Origin of the sequence: Marinobacter goseongensis, from assembly GCF_023156235.1 — a bacterium.
In the GTDB taxonomy this organism is placed as follows: domain Bacteria; phylum Pseudomonadota; class Gammaproteobacteria; order Pseudomonadales; family Oleiphilaceae; genus Marinobacter; species Marinobacter goseongensis.
Genome location: NZ_JAKZAI010000007.1, coordinates 83497 through 99581, shown reverse-complemented (window position 1 = coordinate 99581; position 16085 = coordinate 83497). Strand labels below are relative to the sequence as shown.

The following is a 16085-nucleotide window of genomic DNA, read 5'->3' as shown; positions in this document are numbered from 1 at the left end:
CTCACTTACCGTATGAAATCCAGCATGCTTCGTAGGATGCGGAAATGGACCCGCATGATCGTTTCGGATAATGCTCACACATCGCCCGGACGCGGCCCGGAGCGGTCAGCGTGTTGCGCCGATCCGCTCCTTTGTAGACCGCACCCAGGTGTTTGAGCTCACGCCCCAGCGTAAGCGGCGAAGCGTAATCGAGCTCTATCGTTTGTGTGTCCAGCCCGGCACCCGGTAGCTGATGATGAACCTGCTTTGCCACCGCCGCCGCGGTATCGAACGCATTGACATGGCGATGGCCGGGATCCGCCTGCGCCCACGCCTGCGCGAGTTCCCGCAGGCTGCCTTCGAGCAGCGTGGAACATTGCAGCACGCCCCCTCTGTTCAGCACCCGGCGGCATTCTGCAAACACCCGATCAGGATGCTCACACCATTGCACCATCAGATTACTGAACACCACATCAAAGCTGCCGTCTGCAAACGGCAACTGTTCGGCGTCGGAGACCACCCAGCGGATGCCTTCCGGACTGTTCCTGCGCGCGTGGTCAATCATACCGCCGGACAGATCGACGGCAGTCACGTGAGCCCCGGGGTAACGCCGGGCCAGTTGGCGGGTGAAATAACCGGTACCACACCCCAGGTCCAGGATGCGCAGGGGCGCGCGGCCTGGCTCGAACGGCGGCAGCCGCGCGATCATGAAGGCTCCCATCCGTTGCTGCAGACGCGAAGCCATCTCGTACGTCGCTGTTGCCGCGCCGAAATCCGTCGCAATCTTGACCTTTTCAACCGGCGCGGCCAGCGAACCGGGCTTCATCGGCATACCCATCAAACCTTCCCGCCTGCTTCCTCAAGAAATGCTGCCATCATCTGCCGGCAACGCTCAGCCGCCTGCCCTGCCGGCCAGTGCGCCATGCCGCTGACCACACGCGCCTGATGACGCCCGGCTATGCCCGACCAGCCCGCCCAGGGCCTGACCACGGCATCCCTCTCGCCCAGCAAGTGCAACGCGGGCGTGGTCGATTCCGCCCACAGTGCCCGCTGGTCCTCCAGGCGAAGCCACTCCAACCCTTTGTCGAGATTCGCGCCAGACACCGGCGAACCCGCTTCGAGCCAGGGCCTCAGCTGTTGTCTGAGTCGCCGCTCGCCTTTATCGCCGTTGACCAAAAGCCATAAAAAATGCGACCACTGGCGCGCCGGATCCCGGGCAATGCCCGTGGCAAAATGATTGAAGTCGCCGGCCGGCATACCGGAACGCCAGCCCCCGGCGGCAGTGAAACGAGGAAATCCACCGACCGTGATCACGGCGGTCACCGCACCGGACCGTCGGGCTGCCGCAGCCATCGCAACCTGGGCGCCGAGCGACCACCCCAGCCAGACCGCCGGCTCCGGATGCCGGGCCAACAGGGTGTCGGCGACGTCCGCCACGGAATCGCAGGCGGTCATGAGCGCGTCGTCCAGGCTGATCAGCACCGTCTTGCCGGGCCAGCCGTCATACAACCCTGAGAGCATCTCGCAGCGCACACCCCAACCGCCTACAACAACCAGCGTGCCGGCGGACACTTCACTCATGCAGTTTGTTCCACCGCGGGGCCAGGGCCGGCCGCCTCTTCCGGATAACACTCCGCCAACCCGTGCAGCAGCCGGTCAACGTCGTCCAGAGTGTGCGAGGCGCTGAATGTCACTCTCAGCCGCGCTTCTCCCTCCGGCACCGTCGGTGGCCGTATGGCGGTCACCAACAACCCCCTGGCCTCAAGCGCCTCGCTGAGCGCCAGCGCCGCCCAGTTGTCGCCGACCATGATGGGCTGGATCGGGGTAGCCGAAGGCATCAACTGATAACCCAGTGCCGTGGCACCGCTGCGGAACCTGTTTACCAACAGGTCAAGATGCGCTCGACGGTCATTCGCCTGCTCAATCAGATCGAGACTGGCACAAGTGGCCGCCGCCAGCGCTGGCGGCATCGCCGTGGTGTAGATGTAGGTACGGGCCTTCTGGACCAGATAATCCGTGAGCACCCGGGGGCCGGCCACAAAGGCACCGCTGGTGCCAACGGCCTTGCCCAGGGTGCCAATCAGAACCGGCACATCGTCTTCTGACAACCCCTGAGCTGCGACACTGCCACGCCCCTCGGGTCCAAGAACACCCAGACCGTGGGCGTCATCAACCACCAGTAGCGCATCGTGAGCGCGACACACGGCGGCCAGCGCCTTCAGTGGGGCGACATCGCCGTCCATGCTGAACACCCCGTCAGTGACGACGAGTTTGTGGCCGGGCGTCTGCGCCAGCATGCCCTCAAGAGCCGCCACATCACCGTGAGGATAGCGCCGCACCCTGGCGCGACTGAGAATACACCCGTCAATAATTGAGGCATGGTTGAGGCGATCCGAGAAGATGGTGTCGCCACGCCCCGCCAGCGCCGAAATGGCCCCCATGTTGGCCATGTAGCCGGTGGAGAAAAACAACGCCGAGCTGCGCTGGGTATAAGTCGCCAGGCGCTCCTCAAGCCGGTGATGGGCGTCGTGATGACCACAGATCAGGTGGGACGCAGCACCGCCCAGCCCGGTTTCCGGCAGGGCATCGCGGAGCGCTGCAATATTGGCGGGATGATTCGCCAGCCCCAGATAATCGTTACTGCAGAACGACAGCAGGGGCCGGCCTCCCGCAGTCAGCTCGGGCTGCTGGGGACCTGAAATCAGCCGACGGGTCCGGTACAGACCCGCCTGTTTACGCTGCTCGAGTTCTGCCGCAAAATCACGCACGGGTCAGTTCCTTGGCAATGAGCCCGGCCATGGCCGGTTTACGCGGATTCCCGCGTGGCGTCGTAGAACATGTGGCGAGTCGCCTCGTATTCCACCGCCTCGGCAATGGTCTCCTCCTCCTGCTCCTCGCTTGCACACTGCTCACGCTGCTCGGGACGAATGCCCAGGCGACGAAACAGCGCCATGTCGGCATCCGCTTCCGGGTTGGACGTGGTCAGCAGCTTCTCGCCGTAAAAGATGGAGTTAGCGCCGGCCATGAAGCACAGGGCCTGCATCTGCTCATTCATGTTCTCGCGGCCGGCGGACAGCCGCACATGAGAGGCCGGCATCATGATGCGGGCGACCGCGATGATGCGCACGAAATCGAACGGGTCCAGATCCTCCACGTTTTCCATGGGCGTGCCCTTGACCTTAACCAGCATGTTCACCGGCACGCTTTCCGGGTGATGAGGCAGATTCGCCAGCTGCATCAGCAGGCCGACCCGGTCATCCTCGTCTTCACCCATGCCCATGATGCCGCCGCAGCACACTTTCATGCCGGCCTTGCGCACGTTATCCAGGGTGTCCAGGCGGTCCTGGTAGGTACGGGTGGTGATGATGTGACTGTAGTACTTCTCGGAGGTGTCCAGATTGTGGTTATAGTAATCCAGACCGGCTTCCGCCAGCTCCGTCGCCTGATTTTCCTCAAGCATGCCCAGCGTCATACAGGTTTCCAGGCCCAGAGATTTGACCTGTCGGACCATGTCGAGCACGTAGGGCATATCCTTCTTGGTCGGGCTGCGCCAGGCTGCGCCCATGCAGAACCGCGACGCGCCTTTCTCGCGGGCCGCTTTCGCTTCTGCGACCACTTTCTCAATTTCCAGAAGCTTTTCTTTTTCCAGGCCGGTGTTGTAGTGACCACTCTGGGGGCAGTACTTACAATCCTCGGGGCAGGCACCGGTCTTGATGGACAACAGGGTGCTCACCTGCACTTCGTTGGGATCGAAAAACTCCCGGTGCACGCTCTGGGCGCGGAACAGCAAATCGTTGAACGGTAATTGGAACAGCTCGCGGGCTTCCTGCAGCGTCCAGTCGTGGCGGAGTGTGGTAGCGGTCATAATCGGGCCCTGTTAACCTTTCGAGGTCTACTGGTTTACGGATAAGCGAATGATAAAGGGACTGGAACTGCTGTCAACCTTGATTGGACGAAAGGTTAACAGCGAAATGCGGGCAGGACATTGCGTGGCCTGCCTGGATCACCGCGCCATCAATGGCTTATGCGACGGTTGCCGCGCCGACCTGCCGGTGAACCGCTGGCGCTGCCAACGCTGCGCCCTTCCTCTGGCCATACCCTCAGGCACCCTCACCTGTGGCGAATGCATGCGCACGCCGCCAACGTTCACCCGCACACTGGCCCCCTGGCGCTATCAGTATCCGGTTGATGCCATGATCGGTCGCTACAAATATCGCGGCCAGCGCAAATTCGCGCGGCCGTTGGTAGCGGGATTGGGGGACTACCTGGAAAACCACCTGCGTACCTGCCCCGAGTCCGTTCCGGAGCTGATCATTCCCGCGCCCATGCACCGCCGTCGCCGGCGGAAAAGGGGCTTCAACCAGGCTGATGACATTGCCGAGGCATTATCCCGCCGTCTTGCCATTCCCTGGTGCGCCCGCACTGTCAGGCGGAGCCGGCACGCCCGGCCCCAGCGAGATCTCGGCCGGGCGCAACGGTTGGCCAACCTCCAGGGGGTATTCACCGTCACGCGCCCGCTGCCTCTCCGAATCGCCATTGTGGATGATGTCATTACCACTGGGGCCACAGTGCGCAGCCTGACCGATGCGTTACGGGATGCCGGTGCTGAGGATGTTCAGGTGTGGGCTCTGGCCAGAACCCCGGGCTAGAGCCGGTCAGCAACATACCCGGCAATCGCAAGGCTCGCGGTGAGCCCCGGGGACTCAATGCCGAACAGATTCACCAGCCCCGGTACCCCATGGACATCCGGTCCGTCAATTCTGAAATCCACGAAGCCGCTGCCCGGCCCTGCCAGCTTGGGCCGGATACCGGCATACGCCGGTTGAAGTCGATTGACGTCCAGCGCGGGCCACCACTGCTGGATACCCCGAGCGAACACACTCACCCGCTGCGGATCCACGGTGTAATCCTGCCGTGTTATCCACTCGACGTCGGGCCCGAAACGGGCCTGCCCGGCAAGATCGAGCGTCAGGTGAACGCCGAGGCCACCAGGCTCCGGTAACGGATAAACCAGGCTGTTAAAAGAATGGCGCCCGCTGTAGGCAAAATACACGCCGCGTGCCAACCATTGCTGCGGGACCGCCGAGGGCTGCAGTCCCTGCCACTGTCGGGCCAGCGGTATCGCACCCAGCCCGGCCGCATTCACCACGGTGCGGGCTGTCACCCGGCAGGGCGCGGCGCCGCCGATGGTCAGGTGATGCTCGCCCGCCCGAGAGCAGGCAGCCTCCACCGACGCGCGGGTCACCAGTTGACCACCGGCGGCTTCCAGATCCGCCAGCAAAGCCAGCATCAGGCCGTGGCTGTCAACGATGCCGGTCTCCGGGGAATACAGCGCCCCAACAACCTTCAGACCTGGCAGGGCGGCCCTGGTCGCCTCTGCCTCCATAAGCGCCAGGTCGACGCCGTTGCGACCGGCCTGATGCTGCAGGCGCTGCAACTCCGCCCTCTGGTCCGGATGAGTCGCCACAATCCACTTGCCGGTTTTCCGGTGATCGATCTGTCTTCGCTGGCAGTAGTTGTACAACATCCGCCGACCCTGCACGCACAGCTGCGCTTTCAACGACTGTGGCGGGTAATAGATGCCGGCGTGGATAACCTCACTGTTGCGGGAGGAAATGCCCTCACCGATCGATGCACCCTGCTCCACAACCAGCACGTCCCGACCCCGCAGCGCCATTTCCCGCGCGATAGCCAGACCCACCACACCGGCACCGATGACCACGGCATCCATCTGAAAACTTTCCAACCGAGAACCTTCCAGCATGTCCGGCTTTGCCCGCTTTTCCATGTCCACCCGATTGAATCCGGCCAGAATTGAGAGGATGAGAGTATCGCAGAACGCAGACCGAAGGAAAAAGCCTGCGGCAGCGCTGCATTCGCATGACGATGCTGGCGAGGAAACGGTATACTTCAGGCTCACGTACATGCAGGAAGCAGGTGTGAGATGTCAGACAGGAAGCAGTTTTTAACGGTGATGCTGGTTGCCGCCCTTTTCGTGAGCTGGCTCGGTTGGCGCGGGTTTGAGGTGATCAGCCTTAACCAGACGCTCAAGGCCGATGAGATGGTGGCGAATTACCCTTACCAGCACCGCGTGCTGCGGGTGGAAGGCTCCACTGCCATCATGAGCTCACTGCGATCCCACGACACCTCCACCCGCTACGCGCTCACCACCATATTTCCCGTCATGCGCAACCTCAGGGAAGGCGACCGCGGCTGGCAAATGGCAGAGCGGGAACTGGCCCGGGTACAGGCGCGTGCCGGCAATCTGGTGCTTAGCGCGTCGGGCATCACGCGCGTTCGCTGGGAGCTCGACGAGAACTGGTACCACCTCAACAACATGCAGGTCCGCAGCATGCTGGCCCGGCAGGAATCAAGGCACTGAAAACGACTCTATGACCGAAACCTCCAGCCATCCCTACGACGCCCTCACGCCGGATACCATTCTCGATGCCATGGAAAACGCGGGCTTTGTCATCAACGGGCGGCTGTTCGCGCTAAACAGTTATGAAAACCGCGTTTACCAGATCGGCATCGAGGACTCCTCGCCGGTCATCGTCAAATTCTACCGGCCCGGCCGCTGGTCCGAGGCGCAGATCCGTGAGGAACACCGGTTTACCGCCGAACTGATCGAGGCACAGATTCCGGCAGTCGCTCCAGTGACGCTGCCCACGGGTGACACCCTCGGCCGATGGCACGAATTCCTGTTCGCCGTATTCCCTCAACGGGGTGGTCAGGCACCGGACACCAGCGTCACCGATACGCTCTACCGCCTCGGATCCTGGCTCGGACAGCTGCACAATGTGGGGGCCACGACACCGTTCGAGCACCGCCCGGCCGTGGCCATTCTTGACGGCATCACCAGCAAGAACCGACTGCTGATTGAGGGCAACTGGATTCCCGCGGATCTCCGCCCGGCCTGGGACAGCCTGATTCCCGACCTGCAGGACGCCTGTGCCCGCCGCATTGACGACGCTGGCGACGTGGGCAGCCTGCGCCTGCACGGCGACTGCCACGCGGGCAATATCCTGTGTCGGGAGGAACAGATGCTGTTTGTCGATCTGGACGATTGCCGCAGCGGGCCCGCGGTGCAGGATCTGTGGCTATTGCTTAACGGCGACGATGCCGAGCGTGGCGCGCAGTTTGGCGAACTGCTCGAGGGTTATGAGATGTTCCGTGACTTCAATCGCCGCGAGCGGCATCTTATCGAGCCACTGCGTTGTCATCGCCAGATTGCCCACTGCGCCTGGCTGGCCAACCGCTGGGACGACCCGGCATTCCCAAGGTTCTTTCCTTGGTTCGTGCAGCCAAGGTTCTGGTCAGATCAGATTCTGTCCATGCGGGAGCAACTCGCTGCCCTGCAGGCACCCCCCATCAATATTCCCGGCCAGTACTGATAACGGCCGAACCGACTAACCCGGAGATGTTCTGATGAGCGAGAAAGAGGCCACATTCACGGTCCGCAGTCTGATCGCCACGGCCATCGGTGCCGTGATCGCCACCGTTGTCGTACTGGAAGTCAGCGGCCGCATTGATCACGACAACAACAAAGACAACATTCCGGTGGGCGAGTTCCAGGCCATTCACGTCACCCCCGGGGAAGAGTTCCGCATGTCACCCAAATCGTCGGAACTCCACGCCGCCTGCGAGCAGGGCTACCTGGCCATCGCAGCGGATATTGATCCGGACTTCCGCGGTATTGTGGTGGACCACAAGAACCGTGGCGTGCGTTGTAGCCGCGGGCCGGCGCCGGAGGCAGCAGAGGACGCATCCGGCAATGACTGACAAGCCCCAAAAACCGCCGGTGCAGGAAACCGACCGCCTGTTTGCCACCGAACGCAATCCAGAGGACTTCCGCTTTGATGCGTCGGTGGCGCGGGTGTTTCCGGACATGATCCGGCGCTCGGTACCGGGCTACACCACCATCATTCCGATGATCGAAGTGATCACCGAGCAATATGCCCAGGCCGGCAGCAACTGTTACGACCTCGGCTGTTCGCTGGGGGCGTCCACCCTGGCCATGCGCCACGGCATTCCGTTTGCGGACTGCATCCTGACCGGTGTCGACAATTCCGATGCCATGATCGAGCGTTGCGAGCACTACATTGCTCTGGATGACCACCCTCTGCCGGTGCAATTGCGCTGCGAGGACATTCTCAGAACCCCCCTTGAGAACGCCTCCGTAACCACGCTGAACTTTACGCTGCAGTTCGTGCCGCCCGGTGAGCGGGCCAGACTGCTGGCGCGCATCGCGGATGCCACCCGCCCCGGTGGCGCACTGATCCTGTCGGAAAAGATCCGTTTCGAATCACCGCAGGATCAGGGCATCCAGACCCGGCTTCATCACGAATTCAAGCGCGCCAATGGCTATTCCGACCTTGAGATCAGTCAGAAGCGCTCAGCGATCGAACAGGTGCTGATTCCGGAAAGCCTTGAGGAGCACCGGCACCGATTGCTGGAGGCGGGCTTTGACCAGGTTATCGTCTGGTACCAGTGCTTCAATTTCGTGTCCATGCTTGCCGTCAAATCCGGCGTTTGAGGAGTCACCATGGCAACGTTCGACTGGCAGCACTGCTACCAGCCACTTCTTGAGGAACTCGCGAACGACGGGCAGAATCACTGGGCAGACACCCTCAGGGGCCAGCTCCGGCGCCGGTTTGATGAGAACCCCCACGGCGATATTTCCCGCTGGATGGGTGCGCTGGACCAGCTCCCGGACATCGATCACCCGACCGTTCGCCTCGACGCGTCCGCCATCACTCTGGGCAGCGATGCGCCGCTCACCCAGACCCAACATGCGCAACTGCAAAGCGGTCTGCGGGGTCTGATGCCCTGGCGCAAAGGGCCGTTCGACTTTTTCGGCACCTATGTGGACACCGAATGGCGCTCCGACTGGAAGTGGGACCGCGTCGCCCCCTACCTGGCAGACCTCCGCGGCCGCCGCATTCTCGATGTCGGTTGCGGCTCGGGTTATCACTGCTGGCGCATGCTGGGGGACGACGCCGCCCGGGTGATCGGCATTGATCCGGGCCTGTTGTTCCTGTTCCAGTTTCTCAGCGTTAAACACTACACCCCGGACGCACCGGTGGACCTGCTACCGATACGCATGGAGGATCTGCCGTCGGGGCTTGAAGCCTTTGACACCACGTTCTCCATGGGAGTGCTTTATCACCGCCGCTCGCCGCTGGATCACCTGCTGGAACTGAAGGACACTCTTCGCCGCGGCGGTCAACTGGTTCTGGAAACGCTGGTGGTGGATGGCCCCGAGGGCTACAGCCTGATGCCGGAGGACCGCTACGGCCAAATGCGTAACGTGTGGTTCCTGCCCAGCTGTGACACGCTGCTGCGCTGGCTTGGCCGCACCGGGTTCCGCAATGCCCGGGTGGTGGATGTTACCGACACCACCATCGACGAGCAGCGGCGCACCGACTGGATGCGTTTCAATTCGCTTGAAGATTTTCTCGATCCAGACGATTCCGGCAAAACCATCGAAGGCTACCCTGGCCCCAAACGGGCCACCGTCATTGCCGAAAAACCCTGACCGCAGCCGTTTTCACCCTGCAAGAACAGAAAAACCCGCTCGTAAGCGGGTTTTTCATAGCGTCGGCCTTACTCGCCGAAGGGGTGTCGCAGGGTAATGGTTTCCACCCGATCCGGACCGGTCGAGATGATGTCGATCGGCGCCTCGATCTGCTCCTCCAGGAAACGGATGTAGGCGAGGGCATTTTCCGGCAGCTGCTCCAGGGTGGTCAGACCCACAGTGCTCTCTTTCCAGCCGGGAAGCTCGGCATAGACCGGTTCGATATCATCGTAGGTGTCGCAACCAATGGGCGGGCGGAAGATTTCGCCGTTCGGGGTCTTGTAGCCGACACATACTTTCACCGTATCCATGCCGTCCAGCACATCGAGCTTGGTCAGGCAGATGCCGGACACACTGTTGATCTGGATGGCATGGCGCAGAGCCACGGCATCGAACCAGCCACAACGCCGGGAACGGCCAGTGGTGGTGCCGATCTCATTACCCTTGACCGCCAGGTGCTGGCCCATATCATCGAACAGCTCGGTCGGGAACGGGCCGGAGCCGACACGGGTGGTGTAAGCTTTGGTAATACCCAGCACGTAATCGAGGAACAGCGGGCCAAAACCAGAGCCGGTTGCGGTGCCGCCGGCGGTGGTGTTCGACGACGTGACATACGGATAGGTACCCAGGTCGATGTCCAGCAGCGAGCCTTGCGCGCCCTCGAACAGAATATGCTCGCCGCGCTTGCGGTAGTCGTGGAGCATGTCGGTAACGTCGGCCGCCATGGGCAGAATTTCCTCGCCCATCTGTTTCAGCTCGGCCAGCGCGGCATCGATGTCTTCGGCCTCTTCCTTGAAATACTCGGTGAGCACGAAATTGTGGTACGACATGATCTCCCGCAGCTTTTCCTCGAACGACACAGGATTGAAAAGATCACCCAACCGGACACCGCGGCGGGACACTTTGTCCTCGTAGGCAGGGCCGATACCACGGCCAGTGGTACCGATCTTGTCGTTTCCCTTGGCGCGCTCGCGGGCCTGGTCGATGCGAACATGGGTACGCAGAATGATCGGGCAAGCCAGGCTGATACGCAGGCGGTCACGCACCGCCACGCCGTTGGCTTCCAGCTCGCGCACTTCCTTCAGCAGCGCTTCCGGGGAGAGCACCACACCGTTACCGATCATGCAGTGGACGTTCTTGCGCAGAATGCCGGAGGGAATCAGGTGCAGCGCCGTCTTCTTGCCTTCGATCACCAGCGTGTGACCGGCGTTGTGTCCGCCCTGAAAGCGAACAACGGCTGAAACCTTGTCCGTCAGCAGATCAACGATTTTACCTTTTCCCTCGTCACCCCACTGGGTGCCCAGCACAACTACATTTTTACCCATGATTCTCTCTCAATTCAGCCCAGTTGATCCACGACCCACTGGCCGTCACGGTTTACCAAAATTCTGTCACAGCCACGCTTTGCGGGATCTGTGTCTGCATCCTCGGGCAATGCCCGTACAACGCTTTCCGTCATCCGCAAACCGGCAATCACACTTTCCAGCGCCGGGTCGGCATCGACCGGCGCCCAGATCGCACCGGCTCGCCGCGAGACTCGCTCGCCCAGCGACACCAGTGCGCGAATATCAAGGCTGAAGCCCGTGGCCGGCCGGGCACGGCCAAAATCGCTGCCAATTGAGTCGTATCGACCGCCTTTGGCTACGGCATCGCCATGACCCGGCACATACGCGGCGAAGACGAGCCCGGTATGGTAGTTGTAACCCCGCAACTCACAGAAATCGAAACCGAAACTGATTTCCGGAAAATCCCGTGTGAGCAGATCCGCGACACGCCCCAACTGATCCAGGGCGGCGGTCAGCGCTTCCGGAGCGCCGGCCAGGATCTGTCGCGCATCGGCCAGCGCTTCCGGACCGCCGCTGACCCGCGCCAGCGCGCGCAGACGGCCACCTGCAGAGTCCGCGGCACAGTCTCCCAGCAACTCATCCAGCTCCGGCACCGACTTCCGCGCCATGGCGTCGAAGATCGCAGCTGAGGTATCGCGATCGAACCGGGCCTCACCCATCAGCGTTTCATAGATTGAAACATGCGCCAGATCCAGGTGGATTCGAGGCAATCCCGCCACCCGCAGGGTTTCCAGCATGAGGCTGATCACTTCAAGATCGGCAGACTCGGAAGCACTGCCAAACAGCTCACAACCGGCCTGAATCGGCGTGCGACCCGTCAGCATATGGCGCGGGCGGGTGTGGAGCACATGCCCGGCGTAGCACAGGCGGGTAATCCCGTCCTGGCCGAGGGTATGGGCATCAATGCGTGCGGCCTGCGGCGTCATATCGGCGCGCACGCCCATCATCCTGCCGGTAAGCTGATCGGTCAGCTTGAAGGTTTGCAGCTCCAGATCGTGACCGGTCCCGGTAAACAGGCTTTCGAGGTATTCAATCAGCGGCGGGATGACCAGTTGGTACCCCCAGCGCTGGCAGGTGTCCATTACGTCGCGGCGCAGGGATTCTATCTGTCCTGCAAGAGGCGGCAGAATGTCTTCCACGCCATCGGGCAGCAACCAGCGATCTGATACTGTCATGAGATTCCGTTGTCCGTTCTGCCCCGCGTCGACCAGAGGCGGCGGGAGTGCACAGGATTTAGGGCGAAGTCGGGAGCAGGAGAAAACCCGAACCAAAACCGGCCGAATTTTACACTGTTGCCAGACACAAAAAAACCGGAATACCGAGGTATTCCGGTTTTGGATTCAGGCAATGCCTCTTAGCGGGCGCCCTGAGGATCCTTGAGGTACCGCAGGAAATCGCTGTCAGAGTCGATCACCATGATATCGTCCTTGCTTGAGAACGTGTTCTGGTAGGCCTGCAAACTGCGATAGAAGCTATAAAACTCCTGGTTAGAGCCATAGGCATCGGCGTAGATGCGCGACGCTTCACCGTCGCCCTCACCGCGCGTCTCCTCTGCCTGGGAGAACGCCTCTGCCAGCACCACCGTACGCTGACGATCGGCGTCAGCGCGAATACCCTCTGCCAGCTCGCGGCCGCGGGAGCGAAATTCCTGCGCCAGCTTTTCACGCTCGGTCGCCATCCGGCGATAAACGTTCTCGCTGACCTCGCCCGGGAACTCGATCGCCTTGACCCGGATGTCCAGAATTTCGATGCCGAATTCCTTAATCGCGGTTTCATTCGCCCGATCGCGCAGGGTGTGCATCAGTTCGTCGCGCTGCCCCGATACCACCTCGACCATGGTGCGAACACCGAATTCGTCGCGGAGCCCGTTGTCTACCCGCGACTGCAGCAGTGACTGGGCACGGAACTCATCACCACCGGTGGCACGATAGAACTGATCGACGTTGAGAATTTTCCAGGCGATGTACGAATCTACATCCAGCGGTTTTTTCTCAATGGTCAGGTACTGACGTGACGGGAGGTCCATGGTCAGAACTCGAATATCGAACTCGCGGATCTGATCAATCACCGGCACCTTGAAGTGCAGGCCTGCCTGCAGATCGGTCTGTACCAACTCACCGAAACGAAGCTTCACGCCACGGTGGGTCTCCGGAATGATGTACACGCTCGACAAAACCAGCAGGACTACAATGAGGGCCCCTGCGAGGCCCACTACACCTTTGGGTCCCATAATTATCTGCTCCTCCGAATGCCAGTATCCTGCCGTCCGCGCAGCTCCTGAATGACCTGATCTGTCAATGTCTGGATATTGACCTCACCGTCAGAGCCGCCCGATGAACTGCTGTTGCCGCTTCCCATTCGGTTCTGGGTCAGCCGATCCAGTGGCAGATACATCATATTGCCACTGCTCTCGGTGTCGACCAGCACCTTGCTGGTGCTGGAAAGCACACCCTCAAGAGCCTGCAGATACATGCGCTCTCGCGTTACCTCAGGGGCCGTCCGGTACACCTCCAGCATTGCAAGGAAACGGGCGGTTTCACCGTTTGCTCGCTCAATGACCTCCTGTTTGTAGGCCTGAGCTTCTTCGATCATGCGCTGAGCCTGACCCCGAGCTTCCGGAACCACCTTGTTGCGGTAGGTCTCGGCTTCTTCTTTCACGCGCTGTTCGTCTTCGCGGGCACGCTGAACCTCACGGAACGCATCCTGAACCGCATCCGGCGGCTGCGTGCTTTCAACGTTGACCCGAACAATCTCAAGCCCGGCGCCGTAATCCCTCAGGAACGTCTGCAGACGTTGCTCGACACGAACCGCCAGCTCGGCACGCCCCTCGGTGAGCACCTGATCCAGCGTGGAGCTGCCGACTTCATGGCGCAGGGCGCTGTCTGTGGCAAACGCCAGTGCTTCGTTGGAGTCACGTATGTTGAGGACGTAAGCCTTGGCGTCGCCAACCCGGTATTGAACCTGCAGATCAACCGTCACCAGGTTCTCATCCTGGGTCAGCATCTGACCGCTTGATTCTGCCGTGCGCACGTTGGTGACGCGCACCTTGGTGACGTCGTCAATCAACGGAACCTTGAAACGCAGACCCGGGCTCTCGGTGCGACTGAATTCACCGAAACGCAGCACAACAGCGCGCTCCTGCTCGTCTACCGTGTAAAACGACTGGAAGATGACATAACCCACAACGAGGATGCCGGCCAAAGCCAGAATGGCGCCGAACCCACCGCTGTTTCCGGATGACGAACCACCGCCGGACCCACCGGAGCGGTTGCCCTTGCCGCCCAGCAGCTTGTTGAGTTTGTCGAGGCCTTTTTTCAGTGCCTCATCCAGGTCTGGCGGACCCTGATCATTGCCGCGACGACCACCACCGGTTCCCCAGGGATCGTTGTCGTTACGGTTACCACCCGGTTCATTCCAGGCCATAGTGCTCTCCGTTCCTGACTAATAGAATGGCTGCAAATACTAGGGATTTATAAGCGCCCCGGCAATAGCGATACCGTTTACTCTGTTCCTGCGTCAATTCTCAGATCCTGTTCACGCACATCCGCGCGGCTCAATAACTGAAGCCAGTCGCGATTCTGCAGTCGCACTTCCAGAGCCGTGTCACCGCTGTCGCGGTGCTCTTCAGTCACCACCGACCCGGCCTCATGCAGCAGGGCCCGCAACTTTCCATCTTGCGGCCCCAGCAGGACATGGTGGTGGACCACATCCTCTGCGAGTCGTTCGACAACCGCGTCGAACAGCCCCTGAATGCCCTGCCCGCTGACCGCCGAAAGCCACACCTTCACCGGCAGTCCATCCTCGTTACGTTCCACACGGGGGGTAAAGTCGTCCAGCAAATCGATCTTGTTGAACACCTGAAGCATGGGAATTTCGTCTGCTCCGATTTCCGCCAACACTTCCTCAACCTGCTCCATGTTTTCATCCCGACGGCTGTCATGACAGTCGATGATGTGCAGCAACAGGGTTGCCTGGGTGGTCTCCTCCAACGTCGCACGGAACGCCTCCACCAGCTTGTGAGGCAGATGGCGAATGAAGCCCACCGTGTCCGCCATTACGACCGCCCCGATATCGGGAAGTTCCAGACGACGCAGCGTCGGATCCAGGGTAGCGAACAGCTGATCTGCAGCATATACGGTCGAAGTGGTAATACGGTTGAACAATGTGGACTTGCCTGCGTTGGTATATCCCACCAACGATACCGTGGGAATGTCCGCACGCTTGCGGGCACGGCGACCCTGGTTGCGCTGCCGTCGCACTTTCTCAAGGCGTTTGTGAATGGATTTGATCCGCTCACGCAGCAGCCGCCGGTCGGTTTCCAGCTGGGTTTCACCCGGCCCGCGCAGGCCGATGCCGCCCTTCTGGCGCTCCAGGTGGGTCCAGCCACGGATCAACCGTGTCGACATGTGCTCAAGCTGAGCCAGCTCGACCTGGAGTTTGCCTTCGTGAGTGCGCGCGCGCTGCGCAAAGATATCGAGGATTACCCCGGTCCGGTCAAGGACCCGGCACTGGAGCTCGCGCTCGATGTTGCGTTCCTGGGAGGGGCTGAGCGAGTGATTGAACAGCACCACGTCTGCCTCGTTGGCATTGACCGCGTCGCGAATCTCCTCAAGCTTGCCTTCCCCAACGAAGAGCCTGGGACTCGGCTGTTTTCGCGAGCCCGTAACCAGACCCACGGGTTCGACACCCGCAGAAGTGACCAGCTCGCGGAACTCATCGGGATCTTCAGACTCCTCGTGAGAGGTAAAATCAATGTGGACGAGGATCGCCCGTTCACCAACGTCGGGACGCTCAAACAATTGGCAGCAACTCCTGGGTCATCAAAAAAGTGTCTGGTGCATAAAAACAAACACCCGCGATCCTCAGAACCCTTGCGGGCTCATCGGAAACGCGGGTGGCAATGCCGGAGAACCGGGCAACTCAGTCTTCAGCCTCACCCTCTCCGCCGGGAGCCTGCTGGGGAATGCGCACATTCCGGGCCGGCACCACAGTCGAAATCGCGTGTTTGTAGACCATCTGGCTGACAGTGTTTTTCAGCAGAATCACGAACTGGTCAAAGGATTCAATCTGGCCCTGCAGCTTGATGCCATTGACCAGAAAGATAGAAACCGGAATGCGTTCCTTGCGCAAGGCATTGAGGTAAGGGTCTTGTAAAGAATGCCCTTTTGACATGTGTTTTCTCC

17 protein-coding genes are annotated in these 16085 nt (G+C 61.0%); 6 read left to right on the top strand and 11 right to left on the bottom strand.

Translation table 11 applies throughout. The annotated features are described in order from the left end of the window. Position 1: 1 nt before the first annotated feature. Genes bioC through bioB form a run of 4 tightly spaced genes read right to left on the bottom strand, consistent with a single transcriptional unit; the run spans position 2 to position 3844 of the window. Positions 2-817 (bottom strand): malonyl-ACP O-methyltransferase BioC, encoded by an 816-nt coding sequence (gene bioC / locus MLC70_RS08130; RefSeq protein WP_248182890.1) that lies wholly within the window; start codon positions 815-817, stop codon positions 2-4. After that, entirely contained in the window at positions 817-1560 is a 744-nt protein-coding gene (locus MLC70_RS08125; protein ID WP_248182888.1) for an alpha/beta fold hydrolase, read from the bottom strand. The genes bioC and MLC70_RS08125 overlap by 1 nt, the downstream gene beginning before the upstream one ends. Beyond that, positions 1557-2747 (bottom strand): 8-amino-7-oxononanoate synthase, encoded by a 1191-nt coding sequence (gene bioF / locus MLC70_RS08120; RefSeq protein ID WP_248182887.1) that lies wholly within the window; start codon positions 2745-2747, stop codon positions 1557-1559. The genes MLC70_RS08125 and bioF overlap by 4 nt, the downstream gene beginning before the upstream one ends. Before the next feature lie 38 nt (positions 2748-2785). Next, positions 2786-3844 carry a biotin synthase BioB gene (gene bioB / locus MLC70_RS08115; RefSeq protein WP_248182886.1) on the bottom strand — a complete coding sequence of 353 codons (1059 nt, stop codon included), beginning with the start codon at positions 3842-3844 and terminating at the stop codon, positions 2786-2788. A gap of 49 nt (positions 3845-3893) precedes the next feature. Here bioB and MLC70_RS08110 point away from each other — a divergent pair, with 49 nt between their 5' ends. Beyond that, positions 3894-4628: a ComF family protein gene (locus MLC70_RS08110; protein WP_248182885.1), complete on the top strand. Its 735-nt coding sequence runs from the start codon at positions 3894-3896 to the stop codon at positions 4626-4628. Here the strand turns inward: MLC70_RS08110 and MLC70_RS08105 are convergent. After that, complete coding sequence (locus MLC70_RS08105; protein ID WP_427902095.1) at positions 4625-5767, bottom strand: NAD(P)/FAD-dependent oxidoreductase; 1143 nt, start codon at positions 5765-5767, stop codon at positions 4625-4627. The genes MLC70_RS08110 and MLC70_RS08105 overlap by 4 nt on opposite strands. A gap of 156 nt (positions 5768-5923) precedes the next feature. Here MLC70_RS08105 and MLC70_RS08100 point away from each other — a divergent pair, with 156 nt between their 5' ends. The 5 genes from MLC70_RS08100 to cmoB are packed head-to-tail and all read left to right on the top strand — an operon-like array spanning position 5924 to position 9517. Beyond that, positions 5924-6361: a hypothetical protein gene (locus tag MLC70_RS08100; RefSeq protein WP_248182884.1), complete on the top strand. Its 438-nt coding sequence runs from the start codon at positions 5924-5926 to the stop codon at positions 6359-6361. Between the two features lie 10 nt (positions 6362-6371). Then, positions 6372-7373 (top strand): serine/threonine protein kinase, encoded by a 1002-nt coding sequence (locus tag MLC70_RS08095; RefSeq protein WP_248182883.1) that lies wholly within the window; start codon positions 6372-6374, stop codon positions 7371-7373. Positions 7374-7407: 34 nt separating this feature from the next. Further along, positions 7408-7761, top strand: coding sequence for a PA3694 family proteiin (locus MLC70_RS08090; RefSeq protein WP_248182881.1), 354 nt, complete (start codon positions 7408-7410; stop codon positions 7759-7761). Then, entirely contained in the window at positions 7754-8515 is a 762-nt protein-coding gene (gene cmoA / locus MLC70_RS08085; protein ID WP_248182878.1) for a carboxy-S-adenosyl-L-methionine synthase CmoA, read from the top strand. The genes MLC70_RS08090 and cmoA overlap by 8 nt, the downstream gene beginning before the upstream one ends. Before the next feature lie 9 nt (positions 8516-8524). Next, positions 8525-9517, top strand: coding sequence for a tRNA 5-methoxyuridine(34)/uridine 5-oxyacetic acid(34) synthase CmoB (cmoB, locus tag MLC70_RS08080; protein ID WP_248182877.1), 993 nt, complete (start codon positions 8525-8527; stop codon positions 9515-9517). Positions 9518-9585: 68 nt separating this feature from the next. On the opposite strand, the gene MLC70_RS08075 is transcribed toward cmoB, so the two are convergent. The 6 genes from MLC70_RS08075 to hfq all read right to left on the bottom strand — a co-directional run bounded on the left by MLC70_RS08075 (position 9586) and on the right by hfq (position 16074). Beyond that, positions 9586-10881 carry an adenylosuccinate synthase gene (locus MLC70_RS08075; RefSeq protein WP_248182876.1) on the bottom strand — a complete coding sequence of 432 codons (1296 nt, stop codon included), beginning with the start codon at positions 10879-10881 and terminating at the stop codon, positions 9586-9588. Positions 10882-10895: 14 nt separating this feature from the next. After that, complete coding sequence (locus MLC70_RS08070) at positions 10896-12077, bottom strand: ATP phosphoribosyltransferase regulatory subunit (RefSeq protein WP_248182874.1); 1182 nt, start codon at positions 12075-12077, stop codon at positions 10896-10898. A 179-nt stretch (positions 12078-12256) separates the two neighbouring features. Next, positions 12257-13132, bottom strand: coding sequence for a protease modulator HflC (gene hflC / locus MLC70_RS08065; protein ID WP_248182873.1), 876 nt, complete (start codon positions 13130-13132; stop codon positions 12257-12259). A gap of 2 nt (positions 13133-13134) precedes the next feature. After that, entirely contained in the window at positions 13135-14325 is a 1191-nt protein-coding gene (gene hflK, locus MLC70_RS08060; protein ID WP_248182872.1) for an FtsH protease activity modulator HflK, read from the bottom strand. Between the two features lie 77 nt (positions 14326-14402). Further along, entirely contained in the window at positions 14403-15701 is a 1299-nt protein-coding gene (gene hflX / locus MLC70_RS08055; protein ID WP_248182871.1) for a ribosome rescue GTPase HflX, read from the bottom strand. Positions 15702-15822: 121 nt separating this feature from the next. Next, positions 15823-16074: an RNA chaperone Hfq gene (gene hfq, locus MLC70_RS08050; protein ID WP_248182869.1), complete on the bottom strand. Its 252-nt coding sequence runs from the start codon at positions 16072-16074 to the stop codon at positions 15823-15825. Between the last annotated feature and the right edge of the window lie 11 nt (positions 16075-16085).